The 22,971-nt window shown below is 67.8% G+C and carries 21 protein-coding genes and 1 tRNA gene; 14 read left to right on the top strand and 8 right to left on the bottom strand.

The window, feature by feature from the left end; genetic code table 11:
- Window positions 1-123 precede the first annotated feature (123 nt).
- Together ACIA49_RS01215 and orn are read right to left on the bottom strand one after the other, a co-directional pair.
- A tRNA-His gene (locus tag ACIA49_RS01215) sits at window positions 124-196 on the bottom strand.
- A 68-nt stretch (window positions 197-264) separates the two neighbouring features.
- A complete protein-coding gene (orn, locus tag ACIA49_RS01210; RefSeq protein WP_396375058.1) occupies window positions 265-861 on the bottom strand; it encodes an oligoribonuclease in 597 nt (198 codons plus the stop codon).
- A gap of 220 nt (window positions 862-1,081) precedes the next feature.
- Here orn and ACIA49_RS01205 point away from each other — a divergent pair, with 220 nt between their 5' ends.
- The 3 genes from ACIA49_RS01205 to ACIA49_RS01195 are packed head-to-tail and all read left to right on the top strand — an operon-like array spanning window position 1,082 to window position 5,202.
- Entirely contained in the window at window positions 1,082-4,285 is a 3,204-nt protein-coding gene (locus ACIA49_RS01205) for a tetratricopeptide repeat protein (RefSeq protein WP_396375057.1), read from the top strand.
- Between the two features lie 33 nt (window positions 4,286-4,318).
- A complete protein-coding gene (locus tag ACIA49_RS01200) occupies window positions 4,319-4,732 on the top strand; it encodes a peptidoglycan DD-metalloendopeptidase family protein (protein WP_396375056.1) in 414 nt (137 codons plus the stop codon).
- On the top strand, window positions 4,729-5,202 hold the full coding sequence (locus tag ACIA49_RS01195) for a GNAT family N-acetyltransferase (protein ID WP_396375055.1): 474 nt from the start codon (window positions 4,729-4,731) through the stop codon (window positions 5,200-5,202). Before ACIA49_RS01200 ends, ACIA49_RS01195 begins: the two co-directional genes overlap by 4 nt.
- Before the next feature lie 48 nt (window positions 5,203-5,250).
- Here the strand turns inward: ACIA49_RS01195 and ACIA49_RS01190 are convergent, their stop codons facing one another.
- On the bottom strand, window positions 5,251-5,454 hold the full coding sequence (locus ACIA49_RS01190) for a cold-shock protein (protein ID WP_132164162.1): 204 nt from the start codon (window positions 5,452-5,454) through the stop codon (window positions 5,251-5,253).
- Window positions 5,455-5,654: 200 nt separating this feature from the next.
- Here ACIA49_RS01190 and ACIA49_RS01185 point away from each other — a divergent pair, with 200 nt between their 5' ends.
- Window positions 5,655-6,581 (top strand): sigma-70 family RNA polymerase sigma factor, encoded by a 927-nt coding sequence (locus ACIA49_RS01185; protein WP_396375054.1) that lies wholly within the window; start codon window positions 5,655-5,657, stop codon window positions 6,579-6,581.
- On the opposite strand, the gene ACIA49_RS01180 is transcribed toward ACIA49_RS01185, so the two are convergent.
- Window positions 6,564-7,133 carry a dihydrofolate reductase family protein gene (locus ACIA49_RS01180; protein WP_396375053.1) on the bottom strand — a complete coding sequence of 190 codons (570 nt, stop codon included), beginning with the start codon at window positions 7,131-7,133 and terminating at the stop codon, window positions 6,564-6,566. The two genes, ACIA49_RS01185 and ACIA49_RS01180, sit on opposite strands and share 18 nt — an antisense overlap.
- Window positions 7,134-7,309: 176 nt before the next feature.
- On the opposite strand from ACIA49_RS01180, the gene ACIA49_RS01175 reads away from it, so the two are divergent.
- Window positions 7,310-8,305: a 2-dehydropantoate 2-reductase gene (locus ACIA49_RS01175; RefSeq protein ID WP_396375052.1), complete on the top strand. Its 996-nt coding sequence runs from the start codon at window positions 7,310-7,312 to the stop codon at window positions 8,303-8,305.
- 199 nt (window positions 8,306-8,504) lie between these two features.
- Window positions 8,505-9,509 carry a LacI family DNA-binding transcriptional regulator gene (locus ACIA49_RS01170; RefSeq protein ID WP_396375051.1) on the top strand — a complete coding sequence of 335 codons (1,005 nt, stop codon included), beginning with the start codon at window positions 8,505-8,507 and terminating at the stop codon, window positions 9,507-9,509.
- On the opposite strand, the gene sucD is transcribed toward ACIA49_RS01170, so the two are convergent.
- Window positions 9,495-10,376 (bottom strand): succinate--CoA ligase subunit alpha, encoded by an 882-nt coding sequence (sucD, locus tag ACIA49_RS01165; protein ID WP_396375050.1) that lies wholly within the window; start codon window positions 10,374-10,376, stop codon window positions 9,495-9,497. The genes ACIA49_RS01170 and sucD overlap by 15 nt on opposite strands.
- 2 nt (window positions 10,377-10,378) lie before the next feature.
- Window positions 10,379-11,533, bottom strand: a complete 1,155-nt coding sequence (gene sucC, locus ACIA49_RS01160; RefSeq protein ID WP_396375049.1) for an ADP-forming succinate--CoA ligase subunit beta — start codon at window positions 11,531-11,533, stop codon at window positions 10,379-10,381.
- Between the two features lie 151 nt (window positions 11,534-11,684).
- On the opposite strand from sucC, the gene ACIA49_RS01155 reads away from it, so the two are divergent.
- The gene (locus tag ACIA49_RS01155) at window positions 11,685-13,037 is read left to right on the top strand and encodes an OFA family MFS transporter (RefSeq protein ID WP_396375048.1); all 1,353 of its coding nucleotides are present in this window, start codon (window positions 11,685-11,687) and stop codon (window positions 13,035-13,037) included.
- Window positions 13,038-13,521: 484 nt separating this feature from the next.
- Here ACIA49_RS01155 and ACIA49_RS01150 read toward each other — a convergent pair whose 3' ends face one another.
- Entirely contained in the window at window positions 13,522-13,806 is a 285-nt protein-coding gene (locus ACIA49_RS01150; RefSeq protein WP_396375047.1) for a hypothetical protein, read from the bottom strand.
- 111 nt (window positions 13,807-13,917) lie between these two features.
- On the opposite strand from ACIA49_RS01150, the gene ACIA49_RS01145 reads away from it, so the two are divergent.
- From ACIA49_RS01145 to ACIA49_RS01115, 7 genes are all read left to right on the top strand, one after another.
- The gene (locus ACIA49_RS01145; RefSeq protein WP_396375046.1) at window positions 13,918-15,627 is read left to right on the top strand and encodes a thiamine pyrophosphate-binding protein; all 1,710 of its coding nucleotides are present in this window, start codon (window positions 13,918-13,920) and stop codon (window positions 15,625-15,627) included.
- Window positions 15,628-15,639: 12 nt separating this feature from the next.
- Entirely contained in the window at window positions 15,640-16,866 is a 1,227-nt protein-coding gene (gene frc, locus ACIA49_RS01140) for a formyl-CoA transferase (RefSeq protein WP_396375045.1), read from the top strand.
- A gap of 74 nt (window positions 16,867-16,940) precedes the next feature.
- A complete protein-coding gene (locus tag ACIA49_RS01135) occupies window positions 16,941-19,085 on the top strand; it encodes an acetate--CoA ligase family protein (RefSeq protein ID WP_396375044.1) in 2,145 nt (714 codons plus the stop codon).
- A gap of 69 nt (window positions 19,086-19,154) precedes the next feature.
- Window positions 19,155-20,654, top strand: a complete 1,500-nt coding sequence (locus tag ACIA49_RS01130; RefSeq protein WP_396375043.1) for an Nramp family divalent metal transporter — start codon at window positions 19,155-19,157, stop codon at window positions 20,652-20,654.
- 1 nt (window position 20,655) lies between these two features.
- The gene (locus ACIA49_RS01125) at window positions 20,656-21,195 is read left to right on the top strand and encodes a hypothetical protein (RefSeq protein ID WP_396375042.1); all 540 of its coding nucleotides are present in this window, start codon (window positions 20,656-20,658) and stop codon (window positions 21,193-21,195) included.
- A gap of 72 nt (window positions 21,196-21,267) precedes the next feature.
- Window positions 21,268-21,525: a hypothetical protein gene (locus tag ACIA49_RS01120; protein ID WP_396375041.1), complete on the top strand. Its 258-nt coding sequence runs from the start codon at window positions 21,268-21,270 to the stop codon at window positions 21,523-21,525.
- A 69-nt stretch (window positions 21,526-21,594) separates the two neighbouring features.
- Window positions 21,595-22,179: an acyltransferase gene (locus ACIA49_RS01115; RefSeq protein ID WP_396375040.1), complete on the top strand. Its 585-nt coding sequence runs from the start codon at window positions 21,595-21,597 to the stop codon at window positions 22,177-22,179.
- Here ACIA49_RS01115 and ACIA49_RS01110 read toward each other — a convergent pair.
- Window positions 22,176-22,916, bottom strand: coding sequence for a GntR family transcriptional regulator (locus tag ACIA49_RS01110; protein WP_396375039.1), 741 nt, complete (start codon window positions 22,914-22,916; stop codon window positions 22,176-22,178). The two genes, ACIA49_RS01115 and ACIA49_RS01110, sit on opposite strands and share 4 nt — an antisense overlap.
- Window positions 22,917-22,971: the final 55 nt, after the last annotated feature.

The following is a 22,971-nucleotide window of genomic DNA, read 5'->3' as shown; positions in this document are numbered from 1 at the left end:
AGCGAGGCCGAGGGGGGTGCGGGTGGCGAAGCCCCCGCTCGCGCCAAGCGAAGCGCAGGCGCACAAAATGCCGAAGGCGACCCGGTCCGCGCTTTCCGCGGACACAGATCGCCTTCGACTTCGGGTGAGTGACGGGACTCGAACCCGCGGCCACCTGGACCACAACCAGGTGCTCTACCAGCTGAGCTACACCCACCATTGCCGCCTTTACTGCGACGGCTGGGTAATCATAGCGATGAAGTGCGAGTACTAAAAATCGGGGGTTCAGGACTCCGAGACGGCGGCTGCGGCGGCTCGGGCGGTGTCCGAATCGGGGCCGGGCTGGGGGACGAAAACGGTCTGCCGGTAGTAGCGCAGTTCGGCGATGCTTTCGCGGATGTCGGCCAGCGCGCGGTGGTTGCCGGTCTTGGCGGGGGTGGCGTAGTAGACGCGCGGGTACCAGCGGCGGACGAGCTCCTTGATGGAGCTGACGTCGACGTTGCGGTAGTGCAGGTGGGCCTCGACGCGCGGCATGTCCCGGACCAGGAAGGTGCGGTCGGTACCGACGGAGTTCCCGGCCAGGGCCGCCTTGCGGGGCTCCTTGACGAAGCCGGAGATGTAGTCGAGGACCTGCTGCTCGGCGTCGGCGAGGTCGATGCCGTCGTCGAGTTCGGCGAGCAGACCGGACTCGGTGTGCATGTTGCGGACGAAGTCGCCCATCTGCTCGAGTGCGGCGGCCGGCGGCTTGATCACCAGGTCGATGCCGTCGTCGAGCACGTTCAGTTCGTAGTCGGTGACGAGCACCGCGACCTCGATCGTGGCGTCCGCCGCCAGGTCGAGGCCGGTCATCTCGCAGTCGATCCACACCAGCCGGTCATTCATGGGCACCCACCTTACGGCGCACCGTGGACAGTGCCGTGACCGGCTGGCCGCGGGGGACTGTTTCAGTTCGGTGCGCACCTGCCGCGTTGTGTTGCCGGTACGGCGACAATCCGCGAGCATTCACCCGGGGTGCGTAGGTGATTACCCGCTGGAACCCTGTTGCGGACGGCGGAGGCGGGTGCTGTCCTATTGAAGGATCCGGGGAGGAGGTGTGGGGCTGGTGGAACCTGGGGCGGGGATGGTGGGGCGTCCGCGGCTGACAGCGTTGCTGGACGAAGGCGTGCAGCGGCGGCTGCTGACCGTCGTGGCCGACGCGGGCTTCGGCAAGTCGACCTTGCTGACCGCCTGGGCGGCCGGACGCACCTGCGCCTGGCACACCGTGCGAGCCGAGGATGCGTCGCTGGCCGGAATGGTCGCGCGCCTGGTGGCCGCTCTGCGCAGTCAGGTCCCGGCACTCGCCTCGATCCCGGCTGAGCTGCAGAGTCCGCGTGGACCGGACGCCGACGCCGAGCAGGAAACAAGAGCCCTCGCGTACGCCGCTCTGCTGGCAGACGCTCTCAACGACAACCTCGACGAGGACCTGGTCCTCGTGCTCGACGATCTGCACGAGCTGGGCCCAGACGCACCAGCCACCAGGCTGATCGAGGGTCTGGTGCGGATCGCTCCAGCCAACGTGCATCTGGTGGTGGCGTCGCGGACCTCGATGCCGTTCGGCATCGACCGGCTCCGCGGCCGTGGACAGGTGCTGGAGATCGACGCGACCGCTCTGGCCTTCACAGTCCCCGAGACCCTCGCCGTACTGGAGAAGGTGCTTGGTGAAGGTGTCGCTGACCTCGCGGAGCCGTTGCAGGCGGCGGTGCAGGGCTGGCCGGCCGCAGTGCGGCTTGCGGTCGAGGCACTGCGGACTGTGCCGCCGGCTGACCGAGCTGCTCGGCTGCGGCGAGCGCTGCGCTCCGACGGCCCGCTCTATGACTATCTGGCTGAGGAGGTCTTCGCTGCCGAGCCCCCGTCGGTACGGCGTTTGCTGGCTGGCGTTGCTGTACTCCCGAGGTTCGGATCTGAGCTCTGTCAGGCGGTCGGGCTCACCGAAGAGCCAGACACACTGCAGCAACTGCGGACCCGGGGACTGCTGGTGTCGGCGGGGGAGGCGGACGGCTACGAGCTCAACCCGCTCGTCAAGAACTTCGCCAACGACAGACTGGTAGTCGACGAGCAGGAGCTTTCCGAGCTGACGCTGCGGGCCGGCAAGTGGTTCGAGTCGGTCGGCGAACACCGTGACGCGCTGGCCTGCTACCAGTCGGTCGACCCGGCCAAGGTGGCCCGGATGCTCACCAAGACCGGTCACTCGATGGTCGCAGGCGGACTGGCTGAGGTCGTGGTCGCAGCGGTCGCCGCATTGCCTGGCGAACTGCGCGACGCGGCTATGGACCAGCTAGAAGGCGAAGCCCGCCAGGTGCTTGGGGACTGGCAAGGTGCAGTCGAGTGTTTCGACCGCATCACCGAGACCGACGGCGAGATCCCAGTGGGCGTGGCCTGGCGGCTTGGTCTGATTCACCATCTGCGTGGACAGACCGATGTGGCGATCGCGACGTACCAGCGTGGTCGTATCGACGGCCAGCAACCGACAGACGAGGCGCTGCTGCAGGCGTGGTGGGCAGGTGCGCACTGGCTGCGTGGTGAGTTCGAAGAATGCAGGGCGCTCGTCAACTCGGCGTATGCGACCGCCAAGCTGTCTGGCGACGACAGGGCACTGGCCATCTCGCACACTGTGCTCGCCATGCTGGCTGCGGTCGACAGCGATCCGAGTGGCAACTCCTCGCACTACCTGCATGCTCTGGAGCACGCGGAGCGAGCTGGTGACCTGCTGCAGTCGATCCGGATCCGGGTGAACCGCTCGTCGCACCACATCGCCGAAGGCGACTACGAGCTTGGTCTGAAGCAGCTGGACATCGCATTGGAGCTTGCGGATCGCGCCGGCTTCGCAGTCTTCCGGGCGCTCGCTCTGAACAACCGTGGCGAGGCCCTGCTGCGTCTGGGCCGGTTGGACGAGGCGATCGGCGAGCTGGAGGCGTCCCGCGCGCTCTACCAGAAGCTGGACTCCAAGCGAGTCGCCCAACCGCTGTCCGTGCTCGGCGAGGTCTACCGCCAGCGTGGTGACCGTGCGATGGCGCGGGCGTGTTTCGAGGAAGCCATCGCGATCGGAGAAGGGACCAAGGACATGCAGTCCCTGGTCCCATCGCTGGCAGGGCTGGCGCGGGTCCTGGCTGTCGAGGAGCCGCGGCGTGCAGCCGAGCTGGCTGAGCTTGCGAAGCAGGCCGTTGCCTACGGCCCCGTCCTGGGTCTGTCTGGTGCTCTGGTCGCGCTCGGGTGGGTCACGCTGCATGCAGGCAACGCAGCTGAGGCTGCTGCCAATGCGGAGGAGGCAGCGGCGCTTTGTCGCAAGCGTCGCGACCGCGCTGGTCTGGCCGACGCTCTGGAGCTGTACGCCGAGGCCGGTGGCGGATCGGTACTGCATGAGGTGCTGAACATCCGCAGCGAGCTGGGCGATCAGTTGGGCGAGGCCCGGGCTGAGCTGATGCTCGCCGAGCGAACCAAAGGCCCAGAGGGGCGTGAGCTCGCGATGCGGGCGCACCAGCGCTTCCTGGCGGCCGGAGCGACCCGCTATGCGGCCGCAGCACTGGCCACCAGCGACCAGACCGGCCCTGCGGCGGTGAAGGTGGAGTGCCTGGGCGGCTTCCGCGTCCTCCGCGCCGGCAAGGCGATTCAGCTGGGGGAGTGGCCGTCCAAGAAGGCCCGCGACCTGCTGAAGATCCTGGTGGCGCGTCGCTGCCGTCCGGTCGCTCGGGTGCAGCTCCTGGACCTGCTCTGGCCGGACCAGGACGAGTCTGTCGCCTCCCCGCGCCTCTCCGTCGCTCTGTCGACCGTGCGGTCTGTGCTGGACCCAGAGAAGAAGTACCCGCCGGACCAGTTCGTCGGCGCCGACCGGGCGACCATCTGGCTCGACGGTGACCAGACCGCCGTCGACGTCGAGCTGTTCCTGCGTGACGCCCGTGAGGGGCTCAACGCCAGCGATCTGCGGCTGCTTCGGACAGCAGAGGCGTCGTACAGCGGGGACTTCCTTGAAGAGGACGTGTACGCCGACTGGGCGGCCGGCATGCGTGAGGAGGCCCGGGCGCTCTACGTCCGGGTGGCGCGGGTGCTGGCCGAGCGGGGACGGCGTGACCCGGATGCGACGGCCGGATACCTGCTCCGCATCCTCCAGCGCGACCAGTACGACGAACGCGCCCACCTGGGCCTGGTCTCGGCGTTCCAGGCGAGCGGTGCGCACGGGGAGGCCCGCCGCGCCTACCGGACCTACGTGCAGCGGATGGGCGAGCTGGAGGTCGAACCCGCCGCCTACCCCGCCGTACCGGCGCGGCTTTAAGACTGTCTGAAGGTCGGTCCGCACTATCTGCTCATGGCAGCACCGGTGCACAAACCAGTGGTGGTCCGCGAGTTCGGGGCCGCGGGGCACTCGGGTCGTGACTACCACACCGAGCCCGGAGGAACGGTCCGGGCGACTTTGGCCGGTGTGGTGGTGCACGTGGACGGTGACCAGGTCGTGGTCGAGTCGAACGCGATCTGGCACCTCTACCGGCCGCTGTCCGGACCGACGGTCAGCCAGGGGGAGACCGTGGAAACAGGGGAACTGCTCGGGTCGGCGGCCGGCTCCGCTCTGCACTACGAGGAGCGGGTCGCGCCGTACCAGGCCGGCGATCATCGCAAGCCCCAGTTCGACCTGCACACCAACGCCCGGATGCGGGTGGTGGCGCCGGGCGAGTCGGCCGTGGAGGGAGCTGCCGAGCCGCCCGGCGCTACCGTGACCACGTGATCGCAGAGCCCTTCAGCACCGCACGCCTGAGTCTGCTCCCGCTGGAACCCCGGTACGCCGGGGAGATGGCCGTCGTACTGGCCGATCCGGCCCTCTACGCGTTCACGGGTGGTGAGCCACCGACCGTGACTGAGCTAGCGGCCCGGTACGAGCGTCAGGTCGCTGGACCGGGCAGGGCTGACGAGTACTGGCTCAACTGGGTGATCCGGGCTGGTGGCGAGCTCATCGGCTACTTGCAGAGCACAGTGACCGGTACGACGGCCGAGATCGCCTGGGTCATCGGCTCCGCCTGGCAGGGCCACGGCTATGCCAAAGAGGCGGCGGTCGGGCTGGTCGACTGGCTCAAGGCTCAGGACCTGAGGGTCATCGCCCACATCCACCCGGATCACGTGGCCTCGGCCGCGGTCGCCTCAGCGGTCGGGCTCAGCCGCACCGAGCAGATCGACGACGGCGAGCACCTCTGGGCATAAAAAGAAAGAGGCCCGGTCGCCGCAGCGACCGGGCCCTTCCTAAGTCATTCAGACCGGGCGAACGTTCTCCGCCTGCGGGCCCTTCTGGCCCTGGGTCAGGTCGAACTCGACCTTCTGGTTCTCGTCGAGGCTACGGAAGCCGTCGGTCGCGATCGCCGAGTAGTGCACGAACACGTCCGCGCCGCCGCCGTCCGGGGAGATGAAGCCGAAGCCCTTTTCGCCGTTGAACCACTTCACTGTACCGCTGGCCATGATGTACCGCTTTCTAAAGAAATTAATGAGGTGGTTGCGGTAGACCCGGCCGATAAACAAGAAAACGCCCGAGCGGATCACAAATCCGCGGGCGTCAATGAACGATCGAGGAACTGCAAAAACTGCAACCGAGAAAGACCCTAGCACAGGACCGGTCACTACGCCGGGTACTGACCGGGTCGCTGTCACATGATTGGGACATGACGTTCGAGGCCCTGACTGCGCCGTACCGGCGTGAGCTACTGCAGCACTGCTACCGGATGGCCGGGTCGATCCATGACGCCGAGGACCTGCTCCAGGAGACGCTCATCCGTGCCTGGCGGGCCTTCGACCGGTACGACGAGAGCCGCGCCTCGCTCCGGACCTGGCTCTACCGGATCGCCACCAATACCTGTTTGACCGAGCTGGAGGGGCGGAGCCGCCGACCGCTGCCGTCCGGGCTGGTGGCGGAGGGGGAGGACCCGGCAGGCCCGCTGGTCCGTGGCGATGAGGTGCTCTGGCTGCAGCCGTTTCCGGCGGACCCGGCCGCGGTGGTGGGTGCCAAGGGCAGTCTGCGGCTGGCGCTGATAGCGGCACTGCAGTTCCTACCCGCCAAGCAGCGCGCCGTACTGATCCTGCGTGAGGTGCTGGACTGGTCAGCGGCCGAGATTGCAGCGGCTCTGGACCTCACACCCGCCGCCGTGAACAGTGCGCTGCAGCGGGCGCGAGCCAAGCTGTCCGAGACGGGGCTGGTGGAAGACGACGTCCTTGAGCCGGATGACCCGCGCAGTACCGAGCTGGTCGCGAAGTACATCACTGCTTTCGAGAGGGCGGACGTCGCCGCGTTCGCCGAGTTGCTGACCGCTGAGGTCGTCCTGGAGATGCCGCCGTTCTACAACTGGTTCCAGGGACGCGACAACCACCTGCGGTTCGTGGAGGGGGTCTTCGCGCGGCGTGGCATGGACTGGCGGGTGCTGCCGATCGAGGCGAACGGCCAAGCAGGCATAGCGGTCTACCGCGGTGAAGGTGCCGTGCATCGGCTCCATACCCTGCACGTGTTCACCATCACCGCGGCCGGCATCAGCCACAACCGGGTGTTCCAGGACGACGGCGTCTTCGCCGCGTTCGGGCTAGCTCCGGTGCTCTGACCGCCGGTACGACGTGAGCACCGCCGGCCCGACCTGGTCGACCGAAACGAGTTCCAGGTCGCCCTGCTGAGCGGTGCCGAACAGGTGCTCTCCGGAACCCACGATGGTCGGGAACGTCATCAGTCGGTACTCGTCGACCAGGTCGGCGGCCTGCAGCGCTCGGACGATGCTCAGGCTGCCGACCACCACGACATCACGGTCGGCGGTCTCGGAGCGGACGACCTCGGAGATCGGCTGCGTGGCCAGCTGGGAGTTGTTCCAGCCGGAGACGTCGGTGAGTGTGTTCGACACGACGATCTTGGCGATCTTGGTCATCGCGATCGAGAAGTCGTCATCGCGGACGGACAGCAGCCCGCCGAGCAGCTCCCAGGTGGTCCGGCCGTAGAGCATCACGCCGCTGGCCAGGATCGGGCCGAGCCGGAACTTGTCGCCCGAGACCGGGCCCGGCCCGTGCCGGAACGCCCAGCCACCGGTCGCCGTACCGGCTGATCCGTCCGGGTCGGTGACGATGCCGTCGAGGCTGACGAACTGGTTGACGATGACGCGTCCCATGGTGTGCTCCCAGTGGTGGTGGTGGAGAAGGTCTCGCCGGTACATACCGCCGGGGTCGCGCCGATTCATCGGTCCGCACCGAACTTTCTCGGCCGGATGTGATCTTGACCGCACTCAGGGCACGGCCTACTGTATCCGGTATACAAAGCCGGGTCGGGGTCGAGGGAGTGATGTCGATGAAGGTTGCGGTTCTCGGCGCCGGGGCGATCGGCGCGTACGTCGGTGCCGCCTTGCACCGTGGTGGAACCGAGGTGCACCTGATCGCACGCGGCGCCCACCTGGAGGCGATCCGGCGTGACGGGGTCCGGGTGCTCAGTCCGCGCGGTGACTTCGACGCGCGGACGCCGGCGACCGACGACCCTGCACAGGTCGGACCGGTGGACTATGTCTTCCTGGGATTGAAGGCCAACTCGTATGCGTCGGCCGGCCCGCTGATCGAGCCGCTCCTGCACGACGACACCGTGGTGATCGCGGCACAGAACGGGATCCCATGGTGGTACTTCCACGGATTGAAGGGTCCGTACGAAGGCCGTCGGGTCGAGTCGGTCGATCCGGACGGCTCGGTGACCCGCGTGCTGGATCTGGATCGGGCGGTCGGGTGCGTCGTGTACTGCTCGACCGAGCTCGAAGGCCCGGGCGTCGTACGGCATCTGGAGGGAACCCGGTTCTCGATCGGTGAGCCGGGTGGAGGAGTCTCCGACCGGTGTACGGCGTTCAGCGACGCGATGATCGCGGGTGGACTGAAGTGTCCGGTCGAGGACGACATCCGCAAGGACATCTGGATCAAGCTGCTCGGCAACGCGGCGTTCAATCCGATCAGTGCGCTGGCGCGGGCGACCATGGTCGAGATCGCGACGCACCAGGGGACGCGGGCGATGATCCGGCTGATGATGGAGGAGTCGCTGGAGATCGCGGCCGCGGTCGGCTGCCGGCCGGAGATCTCGGTGGACAAGCGGATCGACGGTGCCGAGCGGGTCGGCGAGCACAAGACGTCGATGCTGCAGGACCTCGAGAAGGACAAGCCCCTCGAACTCGACGTCATCCTCGCCGCCGTCGTCGAACTGGCCGACCTGACCGGCACCCCGGCACCCACTCTGCGCGCCGTCCACGCCGTCGCCGACCTCCTCTCCAGCAAAATCGGCACCGCCCCCGCTCCCACCGCTCCCTGCTGAGCCCGGCTCCCCCTGTGATGGGTGGACCTGCGGCACCCACTAACTTGCTGACGTGGGTGTTGGGAGGGGGTGGCTGAGCGGGGGCGGAGTGGTGGGCGGCCCGGTTGGTGGGTGGTGGCGGTCCGGCTTCGGTCGTAGTGTTCACGTCAACACGGCGTGAGGGGGCACTGTGACGGGACGACCGAGGCGCGGGCCCTCGATGGCTGATGTCGCTGCGTTGGCTGGAGTGTCGGGGCAGACGGTGTCCCGGGTGGCCAACAACCGGACCAACGTGGACGCGACCACGCGGGCGAAGGTGCGGGCCGCGATGCGCGAACTCGGCTACCGGCCGAACGGCGCGGCGCGGGCGCTGCGGAACGGTGAGTTCCGCGGCATCGGCGTGATTGTCTTCGAACTGTCGACGTTCGGTACGACGCGCGCCCTCGACGCGATCGCGACAGCGGCGACCGAGCGCGGGTACTCGGTCAACCTGATGCCGGTGCTGGACATCAACCAGCGCGCGGTCAACGACGCGTTCAACCGGCTCAGTGCCCAAGCCGTCGACGGCGTCATCATCCTCATCGAGGCCTACCTGCTCGACGAGGCCGGCGTCCAGCTACCGCACGGCCTTCCGGTGGTGATCGTCGACTCCAGCGCTCACTACGACTACCCGGTCGTCGACACCGACCAGTTCGACGGCGCGCGCCAAGCGGTGCAGCACCTCCTGGACCTCGGCCACCACACCGTCCATCACGTCGGCGGCCCGCGTACGTCGTACCCGGCCGCTCACCGTCGCCGCGGCTGGGAACAAACCCTGGCCGGCAACGGACGACCGATCCCACCAGTCCTGTACGGCGATTGGACCGCGCGAGCCGGCTACGAGGCCGGCTGCGCGCTGGCCGAGGACCCGGCCGTCACCGCGATCTTCGCTGCCAATGACCAGATGGCGCTCGGTGTCCTCCGTGCCCTGCACGAGAACAACCGCGCAGTGCCCAAGCAGGTCAGCGTGGTCGGCTTCGACGACATGGAGGAGTCGGCCCACTTCTGGCCGCCCCTCACCACCGTCCGCCAATCCTTCGCCGACCTGGGCCGCCACTCCGTCGAATCACTCCTGATCGCACTGAAGAACGGCGACCCACCACCGATCGCCGTACCGACGGAGCTGGTCCTTCGAGCCAGTACGGCGGCAGCCCGATCTGGGCGAGGGTGGTCAGACGGCGACTAGTACTGAGCGGAGGAGTTCGGCGGTTTCGGTGGGGGTCTTGCCGACCCGAACACCGGCTGCCTCCAATGCCTCCGCCTTCGCGGCCGCCGTACCGGAGGAGCCGGAGACGATCGCGCCGGCGTGGCCCATCGTCTTGCCCTCGGGCGCGGTGAACCCGGCGACATACCCGACCACCGGCTTGGTCACGTGGGCCGCGATGTACGCCGCTGCGCGCTCCTCGGCGTCACCGCCGATCTCGCCGATCATCACGATCGCGTCGGTGTCCGGGTCGTCCTGAAACGCTTGCAGGGCGTCGATGTGGGTGGTCCCGATGATCGGGTCGCCGCCGATCCCGATCGCGGTGGAGAAGCCGAAGTCCCGCAGTTCGTGCATCATCTGGTAGGTCAGCGTCCCCGACTTCGACACCAGCCCGATCCGCCCGGGCCCGGCGATATCGGCCGGGATGATCCCCGCGTTCGCCTGACCGGGGCTGATGATCCCCGGGCAGTTCGGCCCGATCACCCGGACCCCGGCGGCCTGAGCGTGGGCGAAGAACGCGGCCGTGTCGTGCACCGGCACGCCCTCGGTAATCACCACCACCAACGGAATCCCGGCATCCACGGCCTCGATCACCGCGCCCTTGGTGAACCGCGGCGGCACGAACACCACCGACACATCCGCACCCGTCGCCGCGACCGCGTCCGCGCACGAGCCGTAGACAGGGATCGAACGGCGAGCGAAGTCGACCGACTGCCCGCCCTTGCCCGGTGTCACGCCGCCGACGATATCGGTGCCGGCGGCAAGCATCCGGCTGGTGTGCTTCTGTCCCTCGGCCCCGGTCATCCCCTGGATGACGACGCGGCTCTTCTCCGTCAGAAAGATTGCCATCGTCAGTTCCCTTCAGCAGCGAGTTCGGCCGCGCGCAAGGCGGCACCGTCCATCGTGTCGACCACGGTCACCAGCGGATGGTTGGCCTGGGCAAGGATCTTGCGACCCTCCGCCACGTTGTTCCCGTCCAGCCGCACGACCAGCGGTTTGTCGGCCTTGGCTCCGAGCAGCTCGAGGGCCTGGACGATCCCGTTCGAGACCGCGTCGCAGGCGGTGATCCCGCCGAAGACGTTCACGAAGACGCTGCGGACCTGCGGGTCGCTCAGGATGATCCCGAGCCCGTTCGCCATCACCTCGGCCGAGGCGCCGCCGCCGATGTCGAGGAAGTTCGCCGGCTTCACGCCGTACGACGATCCTGCGTACGCGACCACGTCGAGCGTCGACATGACCAGCCCGGCACCGTTCCCGATGATGCCGACCGAGCCGTCGAGCTTGACGTAGTTCAGTCCCTTGTCATGTGCCGCCGCCTCGAGTGGATCCGCCGAAGCGCGGTCCTCGAAGGCCGCATGATCGGGATGCCGGTACGACGCACTGTCGTCCAGCGTCACCTTCCCGTCGAGCGCTTCGAGCGACCCATCGGCCAGCTTCACCAATGGATTCACCTCGACCAGCGTCGCGTCCTCGGCGATGAACACCTCCCACAGCCGCCGTACGACGTCCTCCGCGCCGGCGGGGAATCCGGCCGCGGCCACGATCTCCGCGGCCTTCGCCTCATCGACCCCAACCGCCGGATCGATGGACACCTGGGCGATCGCGGAGGGATTGGTGTGGGCGACCTCTTCGATCTCCACACCGCCTTCCGTGCTGGCGATACAGAGATACGAGCGGTTGGCCCGATCGACCAGAAACGAGAGGTAGTACTCCGCATCAATGGCGGCCGCGGGTGCGAGCAGGACCCGGTGCACGGTGTGGCCCTTGATGTCCATCCCGAGGATGTCGCCGGCGCGCGCCACCGCCTCATCGGGGGAGGCGGCGAGCTTGACGCCGCCGGCCTTGCCGCGGCCGCCGGTCTTCACCTGCGCCTTCACCACCACCCGGCCGCCGAGTTCAGTGGCGGCCTCGGCCGCGGCGGCCGGATCCTCGATCACGCGGCCGAGCGTCACCGGGACGCCGTGCCGTGCGAACAGCTCTTTGGCTTGGTACTCCATCAGGTCCACGGGCGGTCCTCCGATCCGAGCGAACGTGTGCCGACTGTATGCGGTATGCAATCTGGTCACAAGAGGCGGCTGCAACACGCCAGCTCTGGACAACCGGCGGCGTGGAGGAGTACCACAGATCTCATACGGTATGCAGTAGTCAGGAGGCGACGTGAATCACTTCGATGTGCGTGACGTCTACGGACGGCGCTACCGGGTCGGTGAGGAGGCTCAGGACCTGACCGGGCACTCGCGCCGCTGGCAACTGTGGGCCGCTTGGGCTTGCATGGTTGCCATCAGCCCGTTGCAGTACTCGTTCGGTACGGCGGCGCTCGGCCTCGAAGGTGACCGCGGTTGGGGTGCGGTCCAAACCCTGTGGCTGCTGGCGATCTTCGTCGCCTGCCAGGCACTGGTGGCGATCCCGGCCGGCTGGCTCCAGCGGGTACGGCGGGCAACTCCGACCCAGCTCGTGGTCCTCGGCGGGGTCCTGTCCGCGGTCGGCCTCGCCACGCTCGCCCACGCGGACAGCTATCCGATCGTGGTGGTCGGCTACGCGCTGGTCGGTGGTATCGGTGCCGGCATCGTGTACGCCGCCTGCATCACGACCGCGGCCCGGTGGTTCCCGGATCGACGGACGGCCACGATCGGGTTCGTCACCGGCGGGTTCGCGATCGGCGCCGTACCGAGTATCGCGTTGCTGACGCTGGCCGACAGCTCAGGGAGTCGGCGGCTCGTCTTCGATCTGACCGCGATCATCGCCGTACTGGCGACCGCCATCGGCGGTGGGTTGTTGAAGGATCCGCCTCGGCATTGGTGGCCGGCGGCGATCGATGCGCAGTCGTGGGCGATCGACCGCAAACTCAATCGGAGCATCCCGCACAACGTGCCCGCCGTTCGGCACTACCGGCCGGCCGAGGCGATGCGAACCGGTGCCCTGCCGTTGATGTGGTTGATGCTGGCGATCAGTGCATCCCTGTCCTTGTTCGGCATCGCGTTCGTGGTGAGCTTCGCGGTGTCCACTGGGCTGGGCGTGGCAGTGGCCGGCTTCGCTGCCGGATTGCTTGCCGCGATCAACGGTCTCGGGCGGTCGCTGGCGGGGACGCTGTCCGATCGATTCGGTCGGCGGCGCGTACTGGCCGCCGTACTGATGGTGGAGAGCTTGGCGCATGTCGGCCTGGTGGTGGCCGACGTCGGTTGGGTGTTCGTGGTCTGCGCGATGTTCGCCGGTCTTGGTGGCGGTGCGTTCTACGCGATCATGGCCAACCTCGTGCTGGAGTTCTTCGGTGAGAACAGCCTCGTGCAGAACCAAGCGATCCTGTACTCCGCGAAGGCCGTCGGTGGGCTCATCGGTGTCGGAGTGGCCGCTTCGGTGATCGCCGCGGTTGGGTATCGACCGCTCTTCCTCGGCGCGGGACTGCTCGGCGTACTGGCTGCTCTGAGCGTTCGGTTGCTGAAGCAGCCTGGGCGACCTGCGCTACCGGTCCGGCCCCAATTGGGTACGCCGGTCGCCGGGTCGAACGAGTGAGTGAGTACGGCCGCGTCGCGCGACCTGAACCCTGTGTGATGGAGCTGGTGTCGAAGCTGGCCCGGGAGCCGTGGACGGATCGGCCGACTTGCGTGCATCCGACCCTGAGTGCGGCAGCCCGGGCAGTGCATGATCACTCCAGCTCAGCTGGGCGCCGGGCGCTGCTGCCGCTGGCGCCAAGGTTCATCGACACCGCGCGGCCGGGCCTGGATCTGTCGGCCCGCGTGGTCGCGCTTTGTGTGTCGACGGCGCTGACGACTGGCGAGGAGAGTCCGAGGCTACGAAGGGCGCACGAGGCGGCACTGCAGTTGCTGACTGGGGAGGGTCGGCTTCCGTGGTGGCTGCGATTCAGTTGGAGCGAACCGCTCTATCGCACCTTCGTCGCGACCGAGCAGGTCGCGGAAGCCGTCGCGGTCACCGCTCTGCATGCGAACGGTGACCGCGATCGTCAGCTCAGGAACCTCTTGAAGCAGTGCCTGTCAGCTCACGGAGCTCTGCGCCCCGGAGCGCCCACTCCTTCGTGATCGACATCCCCGGCGCCCCACAACCCGTGGTCGCGGTCGTCGTCGGGGATCACGATCAGCTCGCCACGCGCCGGCACCTGGATCTGATCCTCCAGGCGGCGGAGGTCCGTCGTGCAGCGCTCGAGATCGTCCAGCAGGCGGAGTACGTCGATGTGCGCGCCCAGGTGATTCCTCAACGACATAAGGGACTTCTCGAGTGCGAGCAGGGCTGTTCGGGTCCGGTGAAGCTCCTCGTGAATTGTCATCCGACTCTCCCTCTGGACAAGCACTGCAGCCTGGGATAAGACTACGACTACCACATACGGTATGCAATCTACAGAAGCCGGACCCCGGCCTTTCCGAGGAGATGACTGCAGATGGCGCAGACAGTGTCGGAGACCCAGCCCGTCGCGCAGGTGAAGGAGCCGGAGACGATCTCAGGCGGTCACCTGGTCGCGAAGGCCTTGAAGGCCGAGGGGGTCGAGGTGATCTTCACCCTCTGCGGCGGGCACATCATCGACATCTACGACGGCTGTGTCGACGAGGGCATCGCGGTCGTCGACGTCCGGCACGAGCAGGTCGCCGCGCACGCGGCCGACGGCTACGCACGCATCACCGGCAAGCCCGGCTGCGCGGTGGTCACCGCCGGCCCCGGTACGACGAACGCCGTGACCGGTGTAGCGAACGCGTTCCGCGCCGAGAGCCCGATGCTGCTGATCGGCGGCCAGGGTGCGCTGAACCAGCACAAGATGGGGTCCCTGCAGGACCTGCCGCACGTCGACATGATGACGCCGATCACCAAGTTCGCCGCGACCGTGCCGCACACCGCGCGCGCCGCCGACATGGTCTCGATGGCGTTCCGCGAGTGCTACAACGGCGCGCTCGGCCCGTCGTTCCTGGAGATCCCGCGCGACATCCTGGACAACTCGGTCCCGGTCGACTCCGCGACGATCCCCGAGGCCGGTCACTACCGCGCCTCGACCAAGAGCGTCGGCGACCCGGCCGCGATCGAGGCGCTGGCCGATCTCATCGCGCACGCGGAGAAGCCCGTCGTACTGCTCGGTGGACAGGTGTGGACCTCACGCGGGAGCGAGGCGGCGACCGACTTCGTCCGGGCGCTCGACGTACCGGCGTTCATGAACGGCGCGGCCCGCGGCACGCTCGGCCCGGGCGACCCGCACCACTTCCACCTGTCCCGGCGGTACGGGTTCAACAACGCCGACCTGATCATCATCGTCGGTACGCCGTTCGACTTCCGGATGGGCTACGGCCGGCGGCTGCCGAAGTCGGCGACGGTCGTCCAGATCGACATGGACTACCGCACGGTCGGCAAGAATCGCGACGTGGACCTCGGTCTGGTCGGCGACCCGGGCGCGATCCTGGCCGCCGTCACGCAGGCCTCAACGGGTCGGGTGCGGAAGGCGGATCGCCAGGCCTGGTTCAAGGAACTGCGCGCGGAGGAGGAGGCGGCGTACCAGAAGCGGTTGCCCCGCCAGCTGTCCGACGCGAACCCGATCCACCCGCTGCGGCTCGCGCACGAGATCAACGAGTTCCTCACCGAGGACTCGATCTACATCGGCGACGGCGGCGACATCGTCACCTTCTCCGGTGGTGTCGTCCAGCCGAAGTCGCCCGGCCACTGGATGGACCCGGGCCCGCTCGGCACCCTCGGCGTCGGCGTCCCGTTCGTGCTCGCGGCGAAGTACGCGCGGCCGGACAAGGAGGTCGTCGCGCTGTTCGGTGACGGCGCCTTCTCGATGACCGGCTGGGACTTCGAGACGCTGATCCGCTTCAACCTCCCGTTCGTCGGTGTCATCGGCAACAACTCGTCGATGAACCAGATCCGCTACGGCCAGGAGGCCAAGTACGGCCACGACCGCGGCCGGGTCGGCAACACCCTCGGCGACGTCAAGTACGACGAGTTCGCGCGCAACCTCGGCGGGTACGGCGAGGAGGTCCGCGACCCCAAGGACATCGGGCCGGCCATGCAGCGCGCCCGCGAGTCCGGACTGCCGTCGCTGATCAACGTCTGGGTCGACCCGGACGCGTACGCCCCCGGAACCATGAACCAGACCATGTACAAGTGAGAGGACCCTCCTATGTCTCAGGCCCTCGATGGTGTTCGCGTTCTCGACATGACGCACGTGCAGTCCGGACCGTCCTGCACGCAGATCCTTGCCTGGCTCGGCGCTGACGTCGTCAAGCTCGAAGCGCCGACCGGTGACATCACCCGGCAGCAGCTGCGCGACGTACCGGATGTCGACAGCCTCTACTTCACGATGCTCAACTGCAACAAGCGCAGCATCACGCTGAACATGAAGTCCGAGCGGGGCAAGGAGATCTTCATCGACCTGGTGAAGAACTCCGACGTCCTGGTGGAGAACTTCGCCCCCGGCGCGATCGACCGGATGGGCTTCACCTGGGAACGCCTGCAGGAGATCAACCCGCAGCTGGTCTTCGCCTCGATCAAGGGCTTCGGCCCGGGCCGGTACGAGAACTTCAAGGCCTACGAGGTGGTCGCCCAGGCGATGGGCGGCGCGATGAGTACGACGGGCTTCGAGGAAGGTCCGCCGACCGCCACCGGTGCGCAGATCGGCGACTCCGGAACCGGGATCCACCTGGTCGCCGGCATCCTCGCCGCGCTCTACCAGCGCACGAACACCGGCAAGGGCCAGCGGGTCTCGGTCGCCATGCAGGAGGCCGTGCTGAACCTGACCCGCGTCAAGCTGCGCGACCAGCAGCGGCTGGCGCACGGCCCGCTGAAGGAGTACCCGAACGACAACTTCGGCACCGAGGTGCCGCGCTCGGGCAACGCGTCCGGCGGCGGCCAGCCCGGCTGGGCAGTCCGTACGGCGCCTGGTGGGCCGAACGACTACATCTACGTGATCGTCCAACCGCCTGGCTGGGCCCCGATCGCGAACCTGATCGGCAAGCCGGAGCTGGCCGAGGACCCGGACTGGGCCACACCCGCGTCCCGCCTCGACAAGCTGGACAAGATGTTCGCGCTGATCGAGCAGTGGACCGAGCAGCACACCAAGTTCGAGGTGATGGACAAGCTCAACGCACTCAACGTGCCGTGCGGGCCGATCATGTCCACCCGCGAGCTGATCGAGGACCAGACGCTGGCCGACCTGGGCGCGGTGGTCGAGGTGGAGCATCCGCAGCGCGGGTCGTTCAAGACCGTCGGCTGCCCGATCAAGCTGTCCGACTCCCCGGTCGTGGTCGAGACGTCTCCCGGTCTCGGTGAGCACAACTCGATCGTCTACGGGTCCCTAGGCATCGACACGGCCGAGCTCGAGTCCCTCAAAGCCGCCGGCGTGGTCTAACGCGTCCGAATGACACGCGACCGCCGTACTGCAGATCTTCGGACGCAAGCAATGGACAGAGGAGTTTCACGCAGATGAGCTATGACAAGGCAGCAGTTCAGACCATCCTCGACCAGGCTCTGGCGGACGGCCGCACCTCGCTGAGCGCGCCCGAGGCCAAGCTGGTCGCGGATGCGTACGGGATCCCGACGCCGGGCGAGGGGCTGGCCACGACTGCCGCCGGCGCCGCCGACCTGGGAGCCGAGATCGGGTTCCCGGTGGTGCTGAAGATCAGTTCACCGGACATCCTGCACAAGACCGACGCCGGTGGCGTGGTGGTCGGGGTCGACAGTCCGGAGGCGGCCGAGGCGGCGTACGAACAGATCGTCGCCAACGCCAAGGCCTACAAGGCGGACGCGCAGATCAGCGGCGTCCAGGTGCAGAAGATGCTGGTCACCGGCGGTGACGTGCAGGAGGTCATCGTCGGCGCGGTGACGGATCCGACCTTCGGGAAGATCGTCGCGTTCGGTCTCGGCGGGGTGCTGGTCGAGGTGCTGAAGGACGTCACCTTCCGGCTGGCGCCGCTCGAGCTCCCCGAGGCCCGCGCGATGATCGACGGGATCGGCGCCCACGAGATGCTGAACGGCGTCCGCGGCGCCAAGCCGGTGGACAAGGAGGCGCTGGCCGGGCTGGTGAAGCGGCTGTCCGACCTGGTCACCGACTTCCCGCAGTTCGCCGAGGTGGACCTGAACCCGGTGCTCGCCGGGCCCGACGGCGCCACCGCGGTCGACTTCCGGATCATCGTCGACGCCGAGGCCGGCCGGCCGGCCGAGCGGTACAGCTCCGACGAGATCCTGACCGCGATGACGCGGATCATGAAGCCGCGCGCGGTGGCCGTGATCGGGGCGTCCAACGAGGACGGCAAGATCGGCAACTCGGTGATGAAGAACCTGGTCAACGGCGGGTACGCCGGGGACATCTACCCGATCAACCCCAAGGGTGGCGAGGTCCTCGGGCTGAAGGCCTTCCCGTCGATCCTCGATGTCCCGGGTGACGTGGATGTCGCGGTGTTCGCCGTACCGGCCAAGTTCGTCGGTGGAGCGCTCGAGCAGTGCGGTCAGAAGGGCGTCGCCGGCGCGATCCTGATCCCGTCCGGGTTCGCCGAGACCGGGGAGCAGGAGCTCCAGGACGAAGTCGTCGCGATCGCCCGGAAGCACAACGTGCGGATTCTCGGGCCGAACATCTACGGCTACTACTACCTGCCGGAGAGCCTCTGCGCGACGTTCTGTACGCCGTACGACGTCCGCGGCAGTGTCGCGCTCTCCTCGCAGTCGGGCGGGATCGGGATGGCGATCCTCGGGTTCAGCCGGTCCAGCCGGATGGGCGTCTCCGCGATCGTTGGGGTAGGCAACAAGGCCGACATCGACGAGGATGACCTCCTCACGTTCTTCGAGAACGACGACAACACCAACCTGATCGCCATGCATCTAGAGGATCTGAAAGACGGCCGGGCCTTCGCCGAGACGGCCGCACGGGTGTCGAAGAAGAAGCCGGTCATCGTGCTGAAGGCCGGCCGGACCGACCTGGGCGCGCGGGCGGCCAGCTCGCACACGGGTGCGCTGGCCGGCAACGACAAGGTGTACGACGACATCCTGCGCCAGAGCGGCGTCGTCCGGGCGCCGGGGCTGAACCAGATGCTCCAGTACGCCCGCGGCATCCCGCTGCTGCCGACGCCCAAGGGTGAGAACGTGGTCATCATCACCGGGGCGGGTGGATCCGGCGTCCTGCTGTCGGACGCCTGTGTCGACGCGGGCCTGACGCTGATGGACATCCCGGCCGATCTGGACGCGGCCTTCCGGAAGTTCATCCCGCCGTTCGGGGCCGCCGGCAACCCGGTCGACATCACCGGCGGGGAGCCACCGTCGACGTACCGGAACACGGTCGCGCTCGGGCTCGAGGACGAGCGGATCCACGCGCTGATCCTCGGCTACTGGCACACCATCGTCACACCGCCGATGGTGTTCGCCAAGCTGGTCGCCGAGGTGGTCGAGGAGTACCGGGCCAAGGGCATCGACAAGCCCGTCGTGGCCTCGCTGTCGGGTGACGTCGAGGTCGAGGAGGCCGCCCAGTACCTGTTCGAGCACGGCGTCGTCGCATATCCGTACACCACCGAGACACCGGTCGAGGTGCTCGGCGCCAAGTACCGCTGGGCCCGCAACGCGGGGCCACTCGGTTCGTAGAAGGAGGGGTGGGGTCAGTAGCGGGGGTTCGATCAATAGTTTGCCTGGCGTCGATGTAAGGAGTCCGCCTTGGACGTCACCAGCAAGACCTCAGAAGTGCCCGACGAGCCCGCTGCGGCGGCCGTCACCGAGCGGGTCTGGAAAGCGGGCCGGCTCGAACCGATGCCGATCCGGAAACTTCCGGACGCACCTCCGTCCATGCACATCCTCGGCCCGACCGTCTTCCTGGTCGCGCTGGGTGTGGGCATGGGGGAGTCGTACATGTGGCCCCGCCTCGTCCTGGTCTTCGGGCCGGACATCCGCTGGCTGTTCATGGTCGGTGTCACCCTGCAGGCGTTCGTGCTGCTGGAGATGGCGCGGTACGCGATGGCGACCGGGGAGAGCATCTTCTTCGGCGCCGCCCGGATCTTCAAACCGTTGATGTGGTTCTTCTACGTCGCGGCGATCCTGATCTACATGTGGCCCGGTCACCTGTCGGCCGGCGCCGCCGCGTTCGAGGAAGTCTCGGGCATCCCCTGGCAGGTGACGGCGTGCGTGGCTCTGGTGTTCGTCGGCGTCCTGTTCAGCATGCTCTCGGTGATCTACAACTTCCTCGAGAAACTGCTCGGGTTGCTGATCGGCTTCCTGGTCGTCGGTACGTCGGTGATCGCGGCGATCGTCGGCAACTGGGACGACCTCGGCAGGACCCTGACCGGGATGTTCGCGGTCGGCTACTTCCCGCACGAGGCGATGACGTCGGCGTGGTTCCCGGTCGTGGTCGGGTCGATCGCGTTCGCCGGACCGTCCGGGATGCAGCAGATGTGGTACACGCTGCAGCTGCGCGACAGCGGCGCCGGCATGGGTGCGCACATCCCGAAGGTGCGCGGGCTGCGGTCGGCCGGCGAGGCCGAGGCGATGCCGTCGCGCGGGTTCATGTTCGACACCGAGGACCCCGCGGAGATGGCGAAGTGGAAGGGCTGGCGCAAGTGGGTCACCTTCGACGCGATCCTGCTCTTCTGGGGGATCACGATGCTGGTGACGATCTCGTTCACCGTGCTGGCGATGTCGGCGGCCCGGACCAACCCGGACGTGAAGTCACTGATCGAAGGTGGTGACCGGGACGCGGCGCTGCGGGCGATGTCGGACGCGTTCGCCTCGGCCGGTTCGCCGATCCTGGGCACGTTGTTCTTCGCCTTCATCGCACTGATCGGGCTGAACGCGACCCTGGGTCTGTTCGACTCGTTCTCCCGCGGCCAGGCGGACATGACCTACTACTTCGTGCCAGGGGCCAAGCGGTTCTCGATGTCCCGCCTGTACGCCGGGTTCCTGTGGGGCGTGATCGTCTTCGGCATCCTGATCCTGCTGTTCGGTCCGGCCGACGGGCCGGCCGGGATCCTGGACACGCTGGCGTTCCTGTCCACCTTCGCGATGGGCGCGTACTGCATCGTGTTGCTGCTGGTGAACAACAAGCTGCTCCCGAAGAAGATCAGGCCCGGCCCGGTGCGGAACCTGATCATCGGCTTCGGCGCGGTGTTCTACCTGGGCATGCTCTTCTACTGCCTCTTCCGCTTCGGTGTGGCAGTGGGCTGACATGACCTCGTCGAAAGAACTCCTGGAGTTCACCGTCCCGGCCGCGATCGTAGGTGCCGCGGCCGGGCTGGTCGCCGGCATCCTCGGCGGCGTGGCCGGCCAGCCGCTGGGCTGGGCGATCGCCACCGGCCTCGGTCTCGGGTTGCCGCTGATCGTGTTCGGCGCCGGGTACGCCGTACTCGTTGCCCTGGGCAAAGTCCCGGCCGGAGTGTTCGCTCCGGCCGCGGTCTACTGGGTGATCGCCTTTCCGCTGGCGCTGATGGTGCACGCGATCGCCACGTCCTGGGCGGTGACCGGCAGCCCCGGTCTCCCGCCCGACCCCTGGAAGTTCCTCGCGTTCCGGGCCCTGGTCAGCATGGGGTTCGCGATCGGCTTCCTGTGGATGCACGAACAGCTCGGCCGCCACTGGTGGCCACGGATCCTCCCGCACAACCGGTACGCCCGCCGTACCGTCGAGCAGTACTCCCACCTGGCCTCCGCCCTGGAGGCCCGCAAAGCCGCCACCGGCCGCGGCCGCCGTCCCTCAAAACGCGCCGCCTGACACACGTCGCCCGCAACTCCCACCAGGAGTTGCGGGCGATCGTCGTACACTCGGCCCGGGAGGGTGAGGCCGATGGCGCAAGCGTGGCTGGAGTCATGGTGGTTGATCGGGACCTTCGTGGTCGCAGCCGTCGTCAGCCTGATCATGTTCGACGTGCACAACACCCGTCCTTGGCACCTGCTGTCCTTCGCTGCCTGGATCGTGTTCATGGTGGTCGCCTCAGGTGTGCACACGGCGCCGCTGACTCTCACCGGGATCGTCCTGTTCATCGGGCTGGTGATTGTCGGCATCGTCATCCGCATCCGCGACCACCGGCGTGAGCGGGCCTGATCAGACCCGCTCGGCGCCGGTGTCGCCAACCTGAACCGGGAGCGGCGGAAGGCGCCTTAGTCTGAGGGCGTGGACGATCTTGCTGCGCAGGCGAAGCTTTGGGTGCAGAAGTGGCGTTGGTACGAGCGCAACACGTTGCCCTGGAACCGGGCGCGGATCCACTGGGAGCTGATGCGGCGCGGGGCGTTCGCGCGGTGGCCGTTGCAGGGCAATGTGCTGGAGGCGCTGCAGGATGGACGGCTCGAGGTGGGGGAGCACACCTTGTTCGAGCCCAACGTATGGATCACCGTTGGGGATGAGGCTCGGGTGCGGATCGGCTCGGGGACGTTTCTCAACCTGGGCGTGATGGTGGCCGCGCTGGAGCTGGTCGAGATCGGTTCGCACTGCATGCTCGCCAACGGGTGTTTCGTGACCGACTCCAACCACCGGTACGACGACCCGGACAAACCGGTGCCGTGGCAGGGGTTCGACTCCAAGGGACCGACGCGGATCGGCGACAACGTCTGGCTCGGCGCGAACGTCGTCGTCACCAGCGGCGTCACGATCGGCGAGCGATCCGTGATCGGCGCCAACAGCGTCGTCACGCACGACATCCCGCCGTACTCGATCGCCGCCGGAGCCCCGGCCAAGGTGCTGCGTGCGGTGACCTACTAGAGGGTGCGGCGCCGGCGGCGGGGCTCGGGCTCGGGAGCTGGCTCGGTGGGGCCTTCGGCGGCGCGGAGGTCGTGGTAGGCCTTGCGGGTGTGCTCGGTGTGCTCCCGCATGGTCTGGGCGGCCTTGTCCTCGTCACCATCGCTGATGGCCTTGACGAGCCGGCTGTGTTCGCGCCAGGAGGCGGCGCCGCGGACCGGGGCGAGCGGCGTGTAGTACCAGCGGACGCGTCGGTCGACCTGCGCGGCGAAGTCGATCAGGAACCGGTTGCCGGACATCTGCGTGATGAAGGCGTGCAGTTCGCCGTTGGTGCGGACGGCGCCGTCGGTGTCACCGGACTCGTGGTACGCCGAACCGACCTTGCAGAGCTCCTTGAGCTTGGCCAGGTCTTCCTTGGTCGCGTGCCGGGCGGCCAGTCGGGCGGACTCGGACTCCAGCGCGGCGCGGGCGGCCAGGAGCTGGTCGACCTCGTCCTCGGCCGGCACGTGGACCATGGCTCCGAAGCCGGGCCGCAGGTCCACCCAGCCCTCGTTGTTGAGTCGCTGCAGCGCCTCGCGCACCGGCTGGCGGGAGACGCCGAGCAGACCGGCGAGCTCGACCTCGACCAGGTGTCGGCCGCGCTCCAGGGTGCCGTCGATGATCATCTCGGTCAGCGCCTCGTAGACGGACTCCCGCAACGGCTGCGGCCGCTTCACATGCCGAACGCCGGCCGGTTCCGCTCCTGTGCTGATCGTCGTCATCGAGGGTCCTCCCGTTTTGCCTGAAGCAACAGCATGGCACTTGGTAGACAGTCTA

Origin of the sequence: Kribbella sp. NPDC051587 (assembly GCF_044453945.1) — a bacterium.
Lineage (GTDB): Bacteria > Actinomycetota > Actinomycetes > Propionibacteriales > Kribbellaceae > Kribbella.
The sequence above is the reverse complement of the archived record's forward strand: the minus strand, read 5'-3'. Positions and strand labels throughout refer to the sequence as shown.

Bases quoted from the DNA above. Each gene is read 5' to 3' on its own strand.
- ACIA49_RS01125 (WP_396375042.1), top strand. From the start codon at position 20,656: ATGACCTCGTCGAAAGAACTCCTGGAGTTCACCGTCCCGGCCGCGATC.
- ACIA49_RS01190 (WP_132164162.1), bottom strand. From the start codon at position 5,454: ATGGCCAGCGGTACAGTGAAGTGGTTCAACGGCGAAAAGGGCTTCGGC.
- ACIA49_RS01135 (WP_396375044.1), top strand. From the start codon at position 16,941: ATGAGCTATGACAAGGCAGCAGTTCAGACCATCCTCGACCAGGCTCTG.
- ACIA49_RS01200 (WP_396375056.1), top strand. From the start codon at position 4,319: ATGGCAGCACCGGTGCACAAACCAGTGGTGGTCCGCGAGTTCGGGGCC.
- frc (WP_396375045.1), top strand. From the start codon at position 15,640: ATGTCTCAGGCCCTCGATGGTGTTCGCGTTCTCGACATGACGCACGTG.
- ACIA49_RS01120 (WP_396375041.1), top strand. From the start codon at position 21,268: ATGGCGCAAGCGTGGCTGGAGTCATGGTGGTTGATCGGGACCTTCGTG.
- sucD (WP_396375050.1), bottom strand. From the start codon at position 10,376: ATGGCAATCTTTCTGACGGAGAAGAGCCGCGTCGTCATCCAGGGGATG.
- ACIA49_RS01185 (WP_396375054.1), top strand. From the start codon at position 5,655: ATGACGTTCGAGGCCCTGACTGCGCCGTACCGGCGTGAGCTACTGCAG.
- ACIA49_RS01145 (WP_396375046.1), top strand. From the start codon at position 13,918: ATGGCGCAGACAGTGTCGGAGACCCAGCCCGTCGCGCAGGTGAAGGAG.
- orn (WP_396375058.1), bottom strand. From the start codon at position 861: ATGAATGACCGGCTGGTGTGGATCGACTGCGAGATGACCGGCCTCGAC.
- ACIA49_RS01110 (WP_396375039.1), bottom strand. From the start codon at position 22,916: ATGACGACGATCAGCACAGGAGCGGAACCGGCCGGCGTTCGGCATGTG.
- ACIA49_RS01170 (WP_396375051.1), top strand. From the start codon at position 8,505: ATGGCTGATGTCGCTGCGTTGGCTGGAGTGTCGGGGCAGACGGTGTCC.
- ACIA49_RS01150 (WP_396375047.1), bottom strand. From the start codon at position 13,806: ATGACAATTCACGAGGAGCTTCACCGGACCCGAACAGCCCTGCTCGCA.
- ACIA49_RS01175 (WP_396375052.1), top strand. From the start codon at position 7,310: ATGAAGGTTGCGGTTCTCGGCGCCGGGGCGATCGGCGCGTACGTCGGT.
- ACIA49_RS01180 (WP_396375053.1), bottom strand. From the start codon at position 7,133: ATGGGACGCGTCATCGTCAACCAGTTCGTCAGCCTCGACGGCATCGTC.